We start from the raw sequence: 15,726 nt of genomic DNA on the forward strand, positions 1-15,726 counted from the left end.
GCCCAAGGCGTCCTCGCGTGTTGAACCATACGCTCCGGGCCCGCGCAGTAACAGGGCGTACGACGACGACTTCGGTGCGCGCCCCCCCCGATTTGAGGCATGGCAAGGACCGGCACCGGCCTTCCTCACGCGAGCAGCTCTCATCGCTTCGAAACCTGCGGGAGTACCGTTGAGGGAGCGAGGGCCCTTCGTGCACCGGTGTCAGACCGGTCTCGACCCCTCGGTTTCCCGTCACGGGGCAGCCCCAGAGCCCGGCCGCGCCACACGCACCGAGGTCAAGGAGCCCCGTATGTCCCCTCGTTCCGCCTCGCCCACTCCGGTGCAGCCCGGCGACCCGCACTCCCCGTACCGCTACGGCACGCAGCTGCGCGGCCGGATCGACCCGTCGGCCGCCGTCATCCGCCTCCTCGAACGACTCGGCTTGGCATACGACGTGCGCCGGCCGACGGCGGACCGCATTGCCGACCGTCGCGCCTGGCGCCGCAACCACCCGCCCGCGCAGGCCCGTTACCAGGAGACCCAGATGACGACCTCGCTGCAACCCCCGCTTCCCTCCCACCCTGTCCTGCGCCTGCGCCTGGCTCCCCACGGGGGCATTCCCAGGCCCATCGACGGGGCGTGGTGGCCGCGCTCCTACGACCTGCTCTCCGAACTCCCCCGGCTGCTGGCCGGGTTGCCCCGCGCGTGGGGCAACATCACCAGCGCTACCGTGAACGGGTCCGTGTGGGCGGCGCCACCCGGCCGGATGCTCGTGGCCAATCAAGTCGTACGACTGCACAGAAGCGAGACGACGTCAGGCGAGCACACCATCGTCCTGCTCGCTCCCGGCCTTGGCCGCTGGGACCTGCTGGTCGTGCCGCCGGACACGACCGCGGAGGCCGCCGAACCGCTCATGGCCGCCGCCGCGGACGCCCACTCCTGACGCGCCCCCGCAGGTGGGCCGCCCCGTTGGGTCCGTGACGGCCACACCCCCCGTCCGCCTCTCGGTCAGTCGCCCCATGCCGCCGATACGGGACTTCGGTCAGCGGATCGCGTCGCGCGCCCATACCTCGCGCTCCGCGGCACCGACAGCCCAAGGCAGTTCTTTCCAGCCGGACGTCCGCAGCAGTTCCCGGAAGCCGTCCGCGGATCGTTCGACGCGCGTCACCACCAGGTCCGTGGCGTGCCGGGAGAGCAGAAGCTCGACGAGGCGCGTCGCGATGCTGTGTCGTCGGTGTGCGGGCAGCACCATCAGTTCGGCCAGCTCGAACACACCGCCCGACGCGGCGAGTTCCTCCGCCTGCGGCATCGCCTCGGACCACCAGGCGTCTTCGCTGCCCAGGTGGTACCCATACGCACAGCCGATCAGACCGGCGTCGTCGGCCGCGGTCATGTCGAACCCGCCGCGCCCCACGTGCCGTTCGAAGCGGGACAGGAACTCCTGACGGTCGTGGTGCGCGGCGATGCCGTGCCAGGCCGCCGCCGCGTGCAGAGCCGCGACCGACTCCCGCTGCTGCTCGGCCTGCCACCTGGTCAGCCTGCGCAGATACGCAGCCATCCGTGCCCCCTTCACAGGTCGTTCATGGCAGCCCCGTTCAGCGGGACTGCTTGTGCGTGGTGCGGTCGCGGTGGCGACGTGCCCGAAAGCGCCCCCGGCCGCCGTCGCGGTGGTCGCGCCGCCCGCCTTTCCCGGCCGGCGGGGGAACCGGGTGTGCGAGGCGGTCGGCGGGGTCGGTGGGTGCCCGGCGTCCGGGCAGGAAGCGGCTGTAGGTGTGCAAGGCGATCCTCTCGGCGTGCTGTGAGTTCATGCGGTGGATCACGGACGCGGCGACGGCGATCAGGGCCAGGAGGGCAGCGACGGTGAGGAAGGCGTCCATGCCGGTCACCGCCCCTCGATGGTGCGGCCCGCGTGCGTGGACGTCGCGCCGCCCTCGTACTCCCACGACTCCTCCGGGTCCTGGACCCGGTCGCCGACGGCGATGTCGTGATGGCGTGCCCACTCGGCGGCCATCAGCGCCGTGGCCGTGAGCGGCGGCCCGTCCGGGACGACGGCGGCCGCCATGAGCCGGCCGGCAGCCTCGTCACCGGCCTCCGGCGGGATCACGAGGAGGTCCCAGCGGCCCGGCCCGTAGGACAGCAACAGCAGCTTGTGCGGGTCGAGTTCGGGGGTGAACCAGCCGACCTTCACCACGTGCCCGCGCACCGGCACGCTGCGCGGGACAGCGGGCCAGAGCATCGGATTGACGGCGATGCGGGTGATGCGGCCCCACAGGGAGTCGAGCACGTCGACAAGTGCGGGAACCTCGGCCGTCAGGTCCCGGGAGCGGGGCCACCAGGCCCCGTCGAGCAGGCCCGTGCCGGCCATGGGCGTCAGCGCGATACGGGCGGTTCTCGGAGAGGCGGAGGGAGGTGTCGTGGTCGCGGCCATGATGCGGACCTGTCTCCGCGGCGGCGCGGCGGCCGTCCCGGACGTCGTCTCTCATCGAGGACGAGACCCGCGCGGATGCCGGAGTACGAAATGCCCTCGGTGTGTCCACCGTACTCCTGCGCGACCCGGTGGCCCCAGGGCCGAGCCCTGTCGCACACAGGGTCCGGCGTCCGCTCGTCACCTCGGTACCGGCTCGATGTCCGCCGGATCGAAGACCGGCCCGTTCGAGGAGGGCTTGATGACGACCGCGCGGAAGACCTTGAGAACAGCGGCCCGCTGCTGCTCGATCGTCAGCTCCTCCCACCGTTCCCGGATGTCGACGGGGCCGGCGGCGAAGGTCGCGGCCTCGGCCCTGTGCAGAGCCCGCTCCCGTCGCAGGTCCGCGATCCGCTTCTCCAGGTCCTCGGTGAGCGCGATGTAGCGGGCGGCAGCGAGCCGCTTGGCCTGCCATGCCTGCTTGAACTCGGCCATGTCCCTTTCCAGAGAGGCGAGTTCTTCCTCCCCGGCCCACTCCGGGGGACGCTCCCGCACGTTCGTCAGGGCCTTGTCCGAGCTGATGAAGACGGCGTTCCTGACGAGTCGGTCGACCGGCTCGCCGACCCTGGCCACTCCCCCGCATCCCCCGTCGTTCCTGCCGGGGCACGCGTACCGGAACCGGGATGAGGTCTTCGACTTCCGGTACGAGGGGAAGGCCCGCATCTTCGTCCCGCAGCGCCCACAGCGGGCGATGCCGGAGAGCAGGTACTTGGTGGCGTGGTCCCGCGCCTCCCGCCCCTCCGACACCTTGCGGACCTTCTCCACGAGCAGGTACCACTCGTCGGGAGTGACGACCGGCTCCCAGTCACCGACGACCGGAGCCCCGTGTTCGTCCAGGAACAACTCCCCCTGGTGCATGCGGTATCCGCAGAGCCGCGGATTCAGCAGCATGCGCCTGATCTTGGAGTCGTCGAAGTGGCCTCCGCTGTGCGACCGGATGCCCTTGTCGCGCCACTCACGCGCGATCGACGCCCAGCGGACGCCACCGAGGAAGTCCGTGACAGCCTTGCGGAGGTTCTCGGCCTCCTCCGGCACCAGCGTCCTGCGGTCCGCACGGTTCCAGCCGTACGGCGCCCGGCCGCCCGGCAGTCTCCCCTGCGCGGCCAGTTCCAAGTGCTTGCGCTTCGTGCGCCGCGACGTGTCCGCCGAGGACTTGTCGGCGACGGTGACCTTGATGCGCGCGATGAAGCGCCCGTTCTCCGTGGACAGGTCGATGTCCGACGCCGAAACGGAGTCGAACGCGAGGTGGCGTTCGCGGCGCTCCGCGTCCTCGTACTCGTCGATCCACGCTTCGAGTTCGCGCGGCTGCCGCGTGAAGCGGTCGATGTCCCAGGCGACGACGCCGTCGATCCGCCCGGCTTTGAGGTCTTCCAGCATCCGCCGGAACTCCGGGCGCACGGTCCTCCGCTGGTAGGCGGACAAGTCGTTGTCCTCGTAGACCTCGGCGACTTCCCACCCACGGGCGGCACAGCGCAGGCGACAGTCCTCCTCTTGCCGCACGACGCCAAGACCCTCGGCCTCGTCGTCCCTGCCGATCCGGGTATAGATGCCCACCCGCATGGGCCCGGAGGCCCCCCGCCGTGCTGCCATGCGCGGGATCGTCGCACGCCGCGATCGATCACATCAACCGCCCTTCTCACACCCTTCCGGTCCGCGGCCGAAGGCATCCGGGACCGTCCCGAACACCAGGCGGCAAGTGGCAGACTGGCGTCATGACGACGCACAAGAACCTGCTGGGTGGACCGGATCCGACGTACCTGCCCGAGAACGAGGAGGCGTACCGACTTCTCGGCGAGGAGTCCCAGTCACCGGCCGATGTCGCGGCCAAGTACCCGACCTTCTCGCTCGCCTGGGCGATGCTCGCCGACGACGCCTTCGAGGCGGGGCGTGTGGTCGAGTCGTACGCGTACGCGCGCACCGGCTACCACCGAGGACTCGACTCCCTGCGCCGGGCCGGGTGGAAGGGGCACGGCCCCGTCCCTTGGAACCACCAGGCCAATCGCGGATTCCTGCGCTGCCTCGCCGCCCTTGCCCGCGCCGCCGGCGCGATCGAGGAGAAGGACGAGACCGAGCGGTGCTGGCAGTTCCTTCAGGACAGCAGCGAAGAGGCGTACGCGACGCTGAAGCGGTAGCGCCGGCGGCAGCAAGCCTCCACCGCACAAAAAAATGCCGCCGCTCTTCACAGAGACAGAGCGGCGGCACCGAGTGCACGATCCCGTCTTCCGCGACTCCGGTCGCCCGTCGAGCGCCCTCGTGACATGCCACGGGCCCGGCTCCCCGAGGGGTGCCGGGCCCGTGCACGCGAAGCGCCTTACTTGATGCGCGTACCCGTCGAGCGCAGGTTCTCGCAGGCCTGGACGATGCGGGCGGTCATGCTCGCCTCGGCCTTCTTGCCCCACACACGCGGGTCGTACGTCTTCTTGTTGCCGACCTCGCCGTCGACCTTCAGGACGCCGTCGTAGTTCTCGAACATGTGGCCCGCGATGGGCCGCGTGAAGGCGTACTGGGTGTCGGTGTCGAGGTTCATCTTCACGACGCCGTTCTCCAGCGCGGTGGTGATCTCCTCGACCGTGGAGCCGGAGCCGCCGTGGAAGACGAAGTCGAACGGCTTCGAGCCGGCCGGCTGACCGTACTTCGCGGCGACGCCCTCGTTCAGGTCCTTGAGGAGGTCGGGGCGGAGCACGACGTTGCCCGGCTTGTACACGCCGTGCACGTTGCCGAAGGACGCGGCCAGCAGGTAGCGGCCCTTCTCGCCCAGGCCGAGGGCCTCGGCGGTGCGCAGCGCGTCGTCGACCGTGGTGTAGAGGTTGTCGTTGATCTCGTGCGAGACGCCGTCCTCCTCACCACCGGTCGGGGTGATCTCGATCTCGAGGATGATGTTCGCGGCCTTGGCCTTGGCGAGCAGCTCCTGGGCGATCTCCAGGTTGTCCTTGAGCGTCTCGGCCGAGCCGTCCCACATGTGCGACTGGAACAGCGGCAGGCCGCCGGCCTCGACACGCTTGGCGGAGATGTCGAGCAGCGGGCGTACGTAGCCGTCCAGCTTGCCCTTGGGGCAGTGGTCGGTGTGCAGCGCGATCTTGTTGCCGTAGCGCGCGGCCGCGACGTGCGCGAACTCGGCGAGCGCCTCGGCGCCGACGACCATGTCCTTCACGCCCTGGCCCGAGAGGTACTCGGCGCCACCGGTGGAGATCTGGATGATGCCGTCGGACTCGGCCTCTGCGAAGCCCTGCAGCGCGGCGTTCAGCGTCTGCGTCGACGAGACGTTGATGGCCGGGTAGGCGAACTTCCCCGCCTTGGCCCGGTCGAGCATCTCGTTGTACTGGTCCGGGGTTGCGATGGCCATCTGCCGTCTCCTCGTAAAGCGCGCGGGTTGCGGGTTCGGGTTGTCGTTCTGGGTGACCCTCACCAAGGGGGTGACATCATCGTCGACCCCATCTTTCCAGACTCGGCCGGTACTCGGTTGCTCAGTCCAGTCCGAGCTCGTCCTTCGAGAAGGCGAAGAGGTACGGCACCCCGGCGCCCTCGGTGATCTTCTCGGCGGCGCCGGTGGCCCGGTCCACGATGGTCGCGACGGCGACGACCTCGGCCCCGGCCTCGCGCACCGCCTGGACGGCCTCCAGCGGCGAGCCGCCGGTCGTGGACGTGTCCTCGACGACGACCACGCGACGGCCCTTGATCTCCGGGCCCTCCACGCGCTTCTGCATGCCGTGCGCCTTGGCGGCCTTGCGGACGACGAACGCGTCGAGGCGCTCGCCGCGGGCGGCCGCCGCGTGCAGCATCGCGCCCGCGACCGGGTCGGCGCCCATGGTGAGGCCGCCGACCGCGTCGAACTCAAGCCCGTGCTGACGGGTCAGGTCGAGCAGGACCTGGCCGACCAGCGGGGCGGCCTCGCCGTCGAGGGTGACGCGGCGCAGGTCGACGTAGTAGTCGGCCTCGATGCCGGAGGAGAGCGTCACCTTGCCGTGCACCACGGCCTTGTTCTTGATCTGCGTCAGCAGCGCGTCGCGCACGTCGTTCGTCGTCATGCCTATGAGCTTAAAGGGGGGCGACGGGGGTGGGTTTTACAGGTGGCTCCAGGTCCAGGTCGTGCTCGCCTCCAGCGGCTCCACCGGGGTGACCAGGCGCGGCGCCGTGTTCAACCCGTTCGGCGGCCCGGTCTGCGGCTCCACGCACACCGCCGCGTCCTGCTCGTCGTAGACGACGACCCACTGCTCGGGGCTCTTCACCTCGACCTGGAGGGCGCCCGGCCAGGACAGCGTGACGTCGACGCCTTCAGGCATCCCGAAGCAGTCGTCCCAGGGGCCCGGGGTCGCCTCGACGCGCTTGCCGGTCGGCAGGTGGTCCGCGCCGCGCTCCTCCTGCCAGGCCGGGTCGAAGGCGATCTGCACGCTGCTGCCGCCGTCGGTGATCGTCCGGTTGAACCAGGGGTGCCAGCCGAGCTGCGCCGGGAACGAGTCGCCGTACGTCTCGATCCCCATCGACAGGGTCAGCGAGTTCTCGGTGAGCGAGACGAGCTGCGTGACGCGTCCGCTGTACGGCCAGGGGGCGGTGAGGTCGTACGTGAAGGCCGCCTCGGTGCGGGTTTCGCGCGCGGTGGTCCACTCGGCGCCCCGGCCGAAGCCGTGGATGGCGTGGGGGCCGGAGTTCAGCGGCATCTGGTGGACGTGGCCGCCGTTGCGGAACTGTCCGTCCCTGATGCGGCCGCACCACGGCACCATCGGGAAGCAGCCGTACTTCTCGCCCTGCCGCAGCAGTTCGGTACCGGAAATCTTCAGGCTGCTGATACGGCAGCCGTTGCCCGGCGCCACGGTCACTTCCGCGTCGCCCGCGGTCAGCGTCGTCTCCTGTGTCGTCACGACGACTGAGCCTATGCGGGGTAGTGCTACCGGCGCCTGCGCAGGGCCCGGCCGACGACGATCGCCGAGGCGAGCGCGACGGCGGCCGCGGGGGCGGCCCAGCGCAGTGTGGCGCTGGTCGTGACGCCTTCGGGGGCGGGCACGGGGGCGTACCGGCCGCGCGGCGGCGCGTGGTCCACCTCCTCCGCGCTGCGGCCGATCATCGTGCGCCGGGCGTGCGCGGCGACCGGCTCCGCCGGGAGCTCGGCCTCGGGCCCCGCGGGCGGCTCCGCCGGGAAGTCGGACTCGGGTCCCGCGGCGGCCGCGAGGTCCGCGTCGGGGTCGAGGGACGGGGGCGGGATCTCGGTGTCGAAGACGGAGGAGTGGCTTTCGGTGGGCGCGAATGTCTCGCCCTGCTCGCCTTCTCCGGCGCCGGCGCCGTCACCGTCGCGGGGGTCGGTGGAGGCGTCCGCCGGGTCGCCGACCGAGCTGGTGCCCGAGCCCTCGACCGTGTCGTCGACGGGTCCCGTGTCCGCGTCCATGCCCTCGTCGGGGTCCGAACCCGGCTCCTGGCGGGTCGCGCCGAGGTTTTCCGCGAAACGGTTCAGCAGACGGTGGGCCGCCGATGCCACAGCCTCGCGCGACAGTTCCGCGACCCGGCCGTCACCGGAACCGGTGCCGGAGAAGGTGACCGCGGAGCCGCCGGCCGCCGCGGCGACCCTGGCGGTCAGGGCGAACTTCACGCCTCCCGTGCCGCGGGCCTCGCTGCCTTCACCCGTCATGGCGAAGGAACCGTCCGCCGACTGCGTCACGGTGACGCTGCCGCGGTACGTGATGGTGTGCCCGCCGATACGTACCTTCAGGCGGCCTCCGCCACCGGTGGCGTCGCGCTGGAAGCCGGGCAGGGCCCGGTCGACGCGTTGGGAATCGCAGAGCACCGCCCGCAGGGACTCCGCCGGAACCGGAACGAACACCTCATGCTCCATGCCGCCGAGCCTAGCGACTCCGTCGGAACCGTGAACCCTCTTCGCCACCCCGGATCCGACTTTCCGTCTCCACCGGCCCTCACCCGGAAACGGACGCCCACCCGCACCCACGCCTCGGGGCTCCGCCCCGGACCCCGCTGCTCAAACGCCGCAGGGGCTTGATTTGCCCATCCCCGGCTCCGCTGCAATTGCCATTGAGGCTTGATCTGCCTGCCGTCCCACCGACTCGGACAACCGGCCCCAGGCGGGCGCCGCGACCCACCTCGGGCAATCCGCCGGGGGGGCGAGGCGCCCCGGCGCCGGGCAACAGGCACCACCACGGGGGGCCTCAGCCCCCGGAAGGGGGCGGGAGGATGGGAGACGACCCGGGCCCGGCGCAGCCGGGGAGCGGGCGACGCCGATGGCACCGCTGACACCGGCCCCGGCACCCAGACCCACGGGCTCCCGGGCTCACGGTGCCGCGCAACAAGCCCCACCACGGGGGGCCTCAGCCCTCGGAGGGGGCGGGAGGGTGGGAGATGACCCGGGCCCGGCGCAGCCGGGGTGCCGGTGGCGCCGAGGGTGCCGAGGGTGCCGCTGACAGTGGCCCCGGCTCCCAGGCCCACGGCGGCCCCGCGCAACAACCCGACGGCCCCGGCCCCGCCGCCCCCGTCAGTCGCCGAAGCGTGGGTGCACCAGTGTGGACGGGACGTAACCCGGGCCAGGTCGCACCAACCGCTCGCCCGCCGGAGGCACCGGACGGGTCCAGCCCGCCAGGACGAACCCCACACTCCCGCCGCCGCGATACACCACCGCCCGCAACCCCGCGGAGCGCACCGTCGCGGTCGCCGTCCCCAGCGGCGCCGCGCCGCCCCGCACCCGCGCCACCACTCGCCCCCGGTCCGCGAGCACCCGCCCCACCAACCCGTAGAACTCCTGCGAGTACAGCTTCGTGCTCGCCGTGCTGCCGGGGTCGGGCAGATCGCACACCACCACGTCGTACGGCAGCGCCCGCGGAGCGCCCCGCAGCCACGCGAACACGTCCCCCGTCACCACCCGCACCCGCGGATCCCCGAGCGCCCGCCCGTTCAGCTCGCGCAGCCCCGGATCCGTACGGGCGAGGCGCACCACCGCCGGGTCGGGGTCGACGACGTCCACCCGCCGCGCCCCGCGGGCGCGCAGCACCTCGCGCGCGGCGAGACCGTCGCCCCCGCCGAGGACCAGGACCCGCGCGCGCGGCCCACCGTGCAGCGCGGGGCCGACGAACTGCCGGTAGGCACGGCCCCGTTCGCGCCCGTCGGCCCGCAGCCGACCGTCGAGAAAGAGCGACGTGGGGCGCCGCCCGCCACCCGTGAGCACGACTTCCTGCGCCCCGTCCTGCACGGCGACCCGCACATCCGCCCCGAACAGGGCATGCCGCGCCGCCCGCTCGAAGTCGTCGACGAGGACCCAGGACGTGGCGAGCACGCCGAGCACCGTGACGTTCGCGACGATCAGCAGCCAGCGCGCCCGCCGGCTCAGGTCCCGCCGGAACAGGCCGAGGACGAGCACCGCCCCCGCCACCGCGTTGACCGCCCCGGTGAGCAGCGCCCCGGTCAACTGCCCCAGCAGGGGCAGCAGCAGAAAGGGGAACGCCAGTCCGCCGACCAGCGCGCCCACGTAGTCCGCCGCGAAGAGGTCGGCCACGGCCCCGCCCGCGTCCTGCCGCCGGATCCGCTGGATCAGCACCATGAGGAGCGGCACCTCCGCCCCGATCAGCACCCCGATCGCGAGGGAGAACCCGACGAGCAGCCAGCGCGGCCCGTCCGCCCAGGCCCCGCCCCAGCCCCCGGTCCACGCGAACGCCGCGTACAGCGCCATGGCACTGCATCCGCCGACGAGCGCGAGCAGCGCCTCGATCATTCCGAAGCCCACCGCGGCGCGCAGCCGCAGCCGCTTGGCGGCGAGCGAACCGAGGCCCATCGCGAAGACCATGACGGAGAGCACGACGGAGGCCTGGGTGACCGAGTCGCCCATCAAGTAGGAGGCCAGTGCGACCAGTTCGAGTTCGTAGACGAGTCCGCAGGCCGCGCAGATGAAGACACCGACCAGGACGAGGGAGCGGGCGGTGCCCGGCTTCACCGGCAGCGGGGACCGGACCCGGCCGCCCGCGGGCCTGGGGCCCCGGGTCGTCGCAGGTGGGTACGGTTCGATCACGCCTGGAACGCTACGTCACCACCAGACTCCGTCCAGTCACCCACACGTGTGGAACCGATGTACCGCAGGCATACCCGCGACCTGTGCGGCCATCGCGAGCCGGGCTCGCGCCGCTACAGGGCGGCGGCCACCGGCATCCGCGCGCCCACCCGCGTACGGGTGGCGACCAACTGGCCGTCCTGCGGGTAGGCGTGCCAGGTGCGCCAGTGCACCTGCCCCTCGTACCGCTGGGCGAGCATCGCGGTGAAGGCGTGCGGGCTGCCGGGAAACACACCCGCCAGACCGTTCGGGTGGTCGGCGACGAGCGCGAGCAATTCCTGGGCCCGGCCCGCGAATTGGCCCGCCGTCAAATGTTCGACGCGGGCCGCGAATTCGTACTCCCAGTCGCCCAGGCGTTTCGCGACGCCCAGCGGGAGCGGCGTACTGCTGCCGGGAATGCACGCCACGGTCTCCGAACAGCTGCCGCGCTCCTCCTCCAGCAGCACCTGGTGAGAGGCGCCGAGCAGCCTCAACTGGAGCCTGGCATCGTCGATGTCGAGGTCGAGCGTGGCGAGCGCGGGCAACGGCTCCCGGCCGAGGGCCCAGGCCAGATCGGCCGCACTCGTATCGGTATAGGCGGTGTTCAGGGTCGTGAGCATGGGTCGGCTCCGCTAACACGCAAAGGGAAGTGGGGCCGGCTGGATCAAAGGGGCCGGCTCGTGGGCCCACGCGGACGCGATAACTGCGCAGTACGAGGGCGGTGTTGACGGTTAAAGGGAATCATGGGGGGCGACGCCACCACAGCATTTTTACCCAACTTCGGAGGGTTTCCATCCCCCCGAGGGCAGCACAGCTCAACTGTTCAACTTCCACGAGCACCTTTCGCGCCCGGCGCACAACCTGCGAGGGCACAACCGGACAAGCGTGCGGCCCACGCGGACCGACTGCCCCGTGTCAGTCGTCTCCGCGTGGGCCGCACGCCCGGACACGGTGCGTCAGCTTCCGCCGCCCCCGCATCCGCCACCGCCACCTCCGCACGACGAGCCGCCCCCACCACAGGAGGAGCCGCCACCGCACGAGTGACCGTGATGTCCGCCGCCGGAGTCACCGGACGAGGAACATCCATAGGTGCCGCCACCGCTCGCGGCACCGCCACCGGCCCACCAGCTGCCCCGGCCGGCCCGGTTCTTCTTGAGCGAGGTACTGGACGAACGGCCGCCGCCGCCGGCCTTGGCCGTTCCGAGCACGATGGCGAGCACCAGCGCCACGAAGACCACGATGAAGAACACGGTCATCACCGGCCCTCCTTTCTCTTCCCCCGAATCCCCCGAGGGGCCGCCCCGTGCGGGCGTGACAGGGGGATGCCCGGGCCCGCCCCGCGCCAAAGCAGAGTTGAGCAAGTCCAGAGGTTCGGCGCAGGATGACCGGCATGACCTCCAGCGCACGCCCCCTCCTCAACCGCCGCCTCGCCGAGTTCGGGACGACGATCTTCGCCGAGATGTCCGCGCTCGCCGTGCGGACCGGCGCCATCAACCTCGGCCAGGGCTTTCCCGACACCGACGGCCCCGAGCAGGTGCGCGAGGCCGCGGTACGGGCGCTGCGCGCGGGGCACGGCAACCAGTACCCGCCGGGCCCCGGTATCCCCGAGCTGCGCACCGCGATCGCCGACCACCAGCGGCGCCGCTACGGCATGGAGTTCGACCCCGACCGCGAGGTCCTGGTCACCGCCGGCGCCACGGAGGCCATCGCCGCCTCCCTCCTCGCCCTCGTCGAACCCGGCGACGAGGTCATCGCCTTCGAGCCGTACTACGACTCGTACGCGGCGAGCATCGCCCTCGCGGGCGGCACCCGCGTACCGGTCACCCTGCGCCCCGACGGCGACCGCTTCCGCCTCGACCTCGACGAACTGCGCGCCGCGATCACCCCCCGCACCCGCCTCCTGCTCATCAACACCCCGCACAACCCCACCGGCACCGTCCTCAGCCGCGCCGAGCTCACCGCCATCGCCGAACTCGCGGTGGAGCGCGACCTCCTGGTCGTCACCGACGAGGTCTACGAACACCTCACGTACGGCGACGCCGAGCACATCCCGCTCGCCACGCTCCCCGGCATGCGCGAGCGCACGGTCACCATCGGTTCGGCGGGCAAGACGTTCTCGTTCACCGGCTGGAAGGTCGGCTGGGTGACGTCCACGCCGGAGCTCGTCACAGCGGTCCGCTCGGCGAAGCAGTTCCTGACGTACGTCTCCGCGGGCCCCTTCCAGTACGCCGTCGCGGAGGCCCTCGCCCTTCCCGACACGTACTTCTCCGACTTCCGCGCCACCATGACGGCCAAGCGCGAACTGCTCGCCACCGGCCTGGAGGACGCGGGCTTCACCGTCTTCCGCCCCCAGGGCACCTACTTCATCACCACCGACATCCGCCCCCTCGGCTTCGACGACGGCTTCGCCTTCTGCCGCGCCCTCCCCGAACGCTGCGGCGTCGTCGCCGTCCCCAACGCCGTCTTCTACGACGACCGGACCGCGGGCGCCCCCTTCGTCCGCTTCGCGTTCTGCAAGCAGGACGAGGTGCTCAGCGAGGCTTCGGCGCGGCTCGCCAAGCTCCGTACGTCGTAGGAGACATAGAAATCCCGTGCTCCGCGCGTCCTTGTGTGCGTCAGAGAACGGGAGGGCCCATGGACCCGCAGGATCAGCTGAGATTCCGGGACTTCGTCGACGCCAGGTGGGGCAGCCTGCTCCGCCTGGCGAACCTGCTCACCGGCGGCGACCGGCACGAGGCCGAAGACCTCGTACAGACCGCGCTGTTGAAGGCGCTGGGACGCTGGCGGCACATCGACGACCCCGAGGGGTACGTCCGCAAGGTGATGTACCGGCACCAGGTCAGCCGCTGGCGGCTGCGCCGCCCGCACCGCGAGCCGACGTTCGACGCGTCGCGCGCGATGTGGCGCGAGGAGGGCACGGACGACGGCACCGCCGATACCGATCTGCGGATCACCGTGGCCGGGGCGCTGGCGCTGCTGACCCCGCGGCAGCGCACGATGCTGGTGCTCCGCTACTTCGAGGACCTGTCCGAGACCGAGGTGGCGGCCGCCCTGGGCTGCTCGGTCGGCACCGTCCGCAGCACCACCCACCGCTCCCTGGCCCGGCTGCGCGCGCTCGCGCCGGAACTCGACGCCCGGCACCCCGCCGCGGCCACCGATCCCGACCGCCCCGTGAACGGCACCGCGCCGAAGGGAGCCCACGCATGAACGCCGACCAGCTGGACCGTACGCTCCGGGACGTCCTGCACGCGTGGACGCCCGACTCCGCGGGGCCGCCCCCGGGCATCGCCGACCGTCTCGTACGCCGCCGCAGGCGCCGCACCGCACTGCGCGTCAGCGGCGCCGCCCTCGGCCTCACCGCCGTCGTCTTCGGCACCGTCCTCGTCACCGGCACGGGCGGCGACGACCGGCCGCCGACCCCGACCAACCACGTCAGCCGGGAGGGCAAGCTGCGCTGGCAGACCACGCTGCCCGGCACCCGCGACTGGGACGCCTGCACCACGGGGCCCGGCGCCGTCTACTGCAGGGGTGCCGGGTACGACGGCGTCGGCGTCGACACCCGTACCGGAAAGGTCGTCTGGGAGCGCAAGGCCTCGCGCCCCGAGGACGGCGGCACCCCGGCGGGTTCGGTCCCCGGCGTCCGCGACGGAATCCTGTACACCTACGCCGACCACGCGCCCGGGACCTCCCGGACGGGCACCGACGTCGTCGCCGTCGACCTCGACAGCCGCAAAGTGCTGTGGAAGCACGAGCTGGCCGACGACAGCCGCGACGCGGACTCCGCCGTACTCTTCGACGGCGGCATCCTCGCCAACACCCCGACGTTCAAGAGCGCGGCGGCCCTCGACCCGAAGACGGGCGCCACCCTGTGGACCCACAAGTGGAAGCGGGCCGACTGCACCGCCGCCGCGATCGGCGGCGTCCCGCACCTGATGTGCTCGCCCGACAGCGAGAAGGCGCCGCAGCGCAGCACCGTCGTCCGCCTCGACCCGGCGACCGGCCGACCGCACACGGTCGCGACGGTCGACGGCCCGACGACCTACGTCGGCAGGGACGGCGACACCGTGCTCCTCGCGGCCATGGCCGGAAAGCAGAAGTTCTTCGGCGACCCAGGACCCGTCGACCTGATCCGCGTCGACACCGGCAGCGGGAAGGTGACGCGGCACCGCGCCGACGGGCCGCGCGGCGGGGTGGTCGCGGACGGCGTCATGCTCGTGGTCCGCAAGGACGGCACGGCCCTCGCGTGGTCGGCCGCCGACGGGAAACAGCTGTGGGCGAGCGAGTCCGGCCTGCGCCTGCGCAAGGACCCCAGCGGCCCCGGCATGTACGAACTGGCCTCCGACGCCGCCGTGAACCTCACCGACCGGGTTGCTTACTTCCTCGATCCGACCGGGAACCTGGTGGGCCTCGACCTCGACAACGGCGCGGTGCGCTGGCGCGGCAAGGTGGACCTGCCGAAGCGCCCGGTGCGGGGCGGCGTCGCCCCCGAGCTGATGACCGAGGGCCGCCACGGCCTCATCGGCCAGATCGACGGCGAGCTGTTCCGCATCGACCCGAAGCCGGCGCCGACACGGTCGTAGCCAAGACGGGAGCCCGGCCGGAACGCACCCTCATGACGAGGGGCGAACCGGCCGGGCTCCCGCGCAGACCTACTCGGAGTCGCCGTCCTCCGGCTTCTCCGCGGAGTCGACCTCGGCCTCCAGGCCGAGCTGCTCCACGAGCCACCGGTCGAACTCGATCGCGGCGCGGACCCAGCTGACCGTGGACGACACGAAGTGCTCGAGCGAGACTCCGGTGCCGATCAGCATCTGCGCCTCGCCGATGAGGCGGACGGTGCCGTCGTCGTGGGTGTGGCTGTAGACCTTCGGCCACAGGGTGCGGCGGTTCCAGTCGTCGATCGACTCGAGCAGCTGCGGCTTGATCTCGATGCCGTGCGGCCGGTCGTAGAACGTCCGCACCGAGAAGACCTGCTGGTCGTCCTCGCCGCGGAACATGAAGTACGTACGGAACTCCTCCCACGGCGCCGCGAGGTCACCCTCCTCGTCGGTGACGTACTTGAGCTCCATCTGCTCCAGAAGCTGCTTGACCAGCTCCTGGTCGGGAACGACGGGACCTGCCGGCCCCGCGCCCTCCTGCGGCTCGGGCTGTCCCCCGAAATTGGGAATCGAGGACGGGTCGATGCTCACTTGCGTGGTCCCTTCGTATGGATGCCGCCATCCTCTCCCACCGGGGCCCCCCGAGGGCAAGCCCGCGCCCCCTTCGCAGGGAC

At 71.8% G+C, this 15,726-nt stretch carries 17 protein-coding genes; 5 read left to right on the forward strand and 12 right to left on the reverse strand.

What is annotated here, in order from left to right; all coding sequences use genetic code 11:
• Window positions 1-289 precede the first annotated feature (289 nt).
• Entirely contained in the window at window positions 290-922 is a 633-nt protein-coding gene (locus ACIRHA_RS18865) for a DUF5994 family protein (protein ID WP_403846810.1), read from the forward strand.
• A gap of 99 nt (window positions 923-1,021) precedes the next feature.
• Here ACIRHA_RS18865 and ACIRHA_RS18870 read toward each other — a convergent pair whose 3' ends face one another.
• The 4 genes from ACIRHA_RS18870 to ACIRHA_RS18885 form a co-directional block, all read right to left on the reverse strand.
• Window positions 1,022-1,537: a GNAT family N-acetyltransferase gene (locus ACIRHA_RS18870; RefSeq protein WP_403846812.1), complete on the reverse strand. Its 516-nt coding sequence runs from the start codon at window positions 1,535-1,537 to the stop codon at window positions 1,022-1,024.
• Window positions 1,538-1,574: 37 nt separating this feature from the next.
• Window positions 1,575-1,856, reverse strand: coding sequence for a hypothetical protein (locus ACIRHA_RS18875; RefSeq protein WP_403847661.1), 282 nt, complete (start codon window positions 1,854-1,856; stop codon window positions 1,575-1,577).
• 5 nt (window positions 1,857-1,861) lie between these two features.
• Complete coding sequence (locus ACIRHA_RS18880) at window positions 1,862-2,407, reverse strand: DUF5994 family protein (RefSeq protein WP_403846814.1); 546 nt, start codon at window positions 2,405-2,407, stop codon at window positions 1,862-1,864.
• Window positions 2,408-2,584: 177 nt separating this feature from the next.
• A complete protein-coding gene (locus ACIRHA_RS18885; RefSeq protein ID WP_403846817.1) occupies window positions 2,585-4,033 on the reverse strand; it encodes a recombinase family protein in 1,449 nt (482 codons plus the stop codon).
• 122 nt (window positions 4,034-4,155) lie between these two features.
• Here ACIRHA_RS18885 and ACIRHA_RS18890 point away from each other — a divergent pair, with 122 nt between their 5' ends.
• A complete protein-coding gene (locus tag ACIRHA_RS18890; RefSeq protein ID WP_403846819.1) occupies window positions 4,156-4,575 on the forward strand; it encodes a DUF3151 domain-containing protein in 420 nt (139 codons plus the stop codon).
• A gap of 179 nt (window positions 4,576-4,754) precedes the next feature.
• Here the strand turns inward: ACIRHA_RS18890 and fbaA are convergent, their stop codons facing one another.
• The 7 genes from fbaA to ACIRHA_RS18925 form a co-directional block, all read right to left on the reverse strand.
• Window positions 4,755-5,786: a class II fructose-bisphosphate aldolase gene (gene fbaA, locus ACIRHA_RS18895; RefSeq protein ID WP_389282181.1), complete on the reverse strand. Its 1,032-nt coding sequence runs from the start codon at window positions 5,784-5,786 to the stop codon at window positions 4,755-4,757.
• 121 nt (window positions 5,787-5,907) lie between these two features.
• Window positions 5,908-6,468, reverse strand: a complete 561-nt coding sequence (gene pyrE, locus ACIRHA_RS18900; RefSeq protein WP_403846822.1) for an orotate phosphoribosyltransferase — start codon at window positions 6,466-6,468, stop codon at window positions 5,908-5,910.
• A 36-nt stretch (window positions 6,469-6,504) separates the two neighbouring features.
• On the reverse strand, window positions 6,505-7,299 hold the full coding sequence (locus tag ACIRHA_RS18905; protein ID WP_403846824.1) for an aldose 1-epimerase: 795 nt from the start codon (window positions 7,297-7,299) through the stop codon (window positions 6,505-6,507).
• A 26-nt stretch (window positions 7,300-7,325) separates the two neighbouring features.
• Complete coding sequence (locus ACIRHA_RS18910) at window positions 7,326-8,264, reverse strand: SRPBCC family protein (RefSeq protein ID WP_403846827.1); 939 nt, start codon at window positions 8,262-8,264, stop codon at window positions 7,326-7,328.
• Between the two features lie 651 nt (window positions 8,265-8,915).
• The gene (locus tag ACIRHA_RS18915) at window positions 8,916-10,439 is read right to left on the reverse strand and encodes a polyamine aminopropyltransferase (protein ID WP_403846830.1); all 1,524 of its coding nucleotides are present in this window, start codon (window positions 10,437-10,439) and stop codon (window positions 8,916-8,918) included.
• Between the two features lie 113 nt (window positions 10,440-10,552).
• The gene (locus tag ACIRHA_RS18920; RefSeq protein ID WP_403846832.1) at window positions 10,553-11,077 is read right to left on the reverse strand and encodes a DUF2617 family protein; all 525 of its coding nucleotides are present in this window, start codon (window positions 11,075-11,077) and stop codon (window positions 10,553-10,555) included.
• Between the two features lie 336 nt (window positions 11,078-11,413).
• Window positions 11,414-11,713, reverse strand: a complete 300-nt coding sequence (locus ACIRHA_RS18925; RefSeq protein ID WP_403846835.1) for a hypothetical protein — start codon at window positions 11,711-11,713, stop codon at window positions 11,414-11,416.
• Between the two features lie 125 nt (window positions 11,714-11,838).
• Here ACIRHA_RS18925 and ACIRHA_RS18930 point away from each other — a divergent pair, with 125 nt between their 5' ends.
• Genes ACIRHA_RS18930 through ACIRHA_RS18940 form a run of 3 tightly spaced genes read left to right on the forward strand, consistent with a single transcriptional unit; the run spans window position 11,839 to window position 15,037 of the window.
• On the forward strand, window positions 11,839-13,032 hold the full coding sequence (locus tag ACIRHA_RS18930) for a pyridoxal phosphate-dependent aminotransferase (protein ID WP_403846837.1): 1,194 nt from the start codon (window positions 11,839-11,841) through the stop codon (window positions 13,030-13,032).
• Window positions 13,033-13,091: 59 nt separating this feature from the next.
• Window positions 13,092-13,664 (forward strand): SigE family RNA polymerase sigma factor, encoded by a 573-nt coding sequence (locus ACIRHA_RS18935; protein ID WP_403846839.1) that lies wholly within the window; start codon window positions 13,092-13,094, stop codon window positions 13,662-13,664.
• Window positions 13,661-15,037 (forward strand): PQQ-binding-like beta-propeller repeat protein, encoded by a 1,377-nt coding sequence (locus ACIRHA_RS18940; protein ID WP_403846842.1) that lies wholly within the window; start codon window positions 13,661-13,663, stop codon window positions 15,035-15,037. The genes ACIRHA_RS18935 and ACIRHA_RS18940 overlap by 4 nt, the downstream gene beginning before the upstream one ends.
• Window positions 15,038-15,106: 69 nt before the next feature.
• On the opposite strand, the gene ACIRHA_RS18945 is transcribed toward ACIRHA_RS18940, so the two are convergent.
• Window positions 15,107-15,643, reverse strand: a complete 537-nt coding sequence (locus ACIRHA_RS18945) for a YbjN domain-containing protein (protein WP_403846845.1) — start codon at window positions 15,641-15,643, stop codon at window positions 15,107-15,109.
• Window positions 15,644-15,726: the final 83 nt, after the last annotated feature.

It is taken from the genome of Streptomyces sp. NPDC102360 (assembly GCF_044766085.1).
Lineage (GTDB): Bacteria > Actinomycetota > Actinomycetes > Streptomycetales > Streptomycetaceae > Streptomyces.

What these genes read in the sequence shown, in the direction of transcription:
- ACIRHA_RS18885 (WP_403846817.1), bottom strand. Translation starts at nt 4,033, where the DNA reads ATGGCAGCACGGCGGGGGGCCTCCGGGCCCATGCGGGTGGGCATCTAT.
- ACIRHA_RS18935 (WP_403846839.1), top strand. Translation starts at nt 13,092, where the DNA reads ATGGACCCGCAGGATCAGCTGAGATTCCGGGACTTCGTCGACGCCAGG.
- ACIRHA_RS18940 (WP_403846842.1), top strand. Translation starts at nt 13,661, where the DNA reads ATGAACGCCGACCAGCTGGACCGTACGCTCCGGGACGTCCTGCACGCG.
- ACIRHA_RS18910 (WP_403846827.1), bottom strand. Translation starts at nt 8,264, where the DNA reads ATGGAGCATGAGGTGTTCGTTCCGGTTCCGGCGGAGTCCCTGCGGGCG.
- ACIRHA_RS18925 (WP_403846835.1), bottom strand. Translation starts at nt 11,713, where the DNA reads ATGACCGTGTTCTTCATCGTGGTCTTCGTGGCGCTGGTGCTCGCCATC.
- ACIRHA_RS18930 (WP_403846837.1), top strand. Translation starts at nt 11,839, where the DNA reads ATGACCGGCATGACCTCCAGCGCACGCCCCCTCCTCAACCGCCGCCTC.
- ACIRHA_RS18865 (WP_403846810.1), top strand. Translation starts at nt 290, where the DNA reads ATGTCCCCTCGTTCCGCCTCGCCCACTCCGGTGCAGCCCGGCGACCCG.
- pyrE (WP_403846822.1), bottom strand. Translation starts at nt 6,468, where the DNA reads ATGACGACGAACGACGTGCGCGACGCGCTGCTGACGCAGATCAAGAAC.
- ACIRHA_RS18870 (WP_403846812.1), bottom strand. Translation starts at nt 1,537, where the DNA reads ATGGCTGCGTATCTGCGCAGGCTGACCAGGTGGCAGGCCGAGCAGCAG.
- ACIRHA_RS18920 (WP_403846832.1), bottom strand. Translation starts at nt 11,077, where the DNA reads ATGCTCACGACCCTGAACACCGCCTATACCGATACGAGTGCGGCCGAT.
- ACIRHA_RS18880 (WP_403846814.1), bottom strand. Translation starts at nt 2,407, where the DNA reads ATGGCCGCGACCACGACACCTCCCTCCGCCTCTCCGAGAACCGCCCGT.
- ACIRHA_RS18875 (WP_403847661.1), bottom strand. Translation starts at nt 1,856, where the DNA reads ATGGACGCCTTCCTCACCGTCGCTGCCCTCCTGGCCCTGATCGCCGTC.
- fbaA (WP_389282181.1), bottom strand. Translation starts at nt 5,786, where the DNA reads ATGGCCATCGCAACCCCGGACCAGTACAACGAGATGCTCGACCGGGCC.
- ACIRHA_RS18890 (WP_403846819.1), top strand. Translation starts at nt 4,156, where the DNA reads ATGACGACGCACAAGAACCTGCTGGGTGGACCGGATCCGACGTACCTG.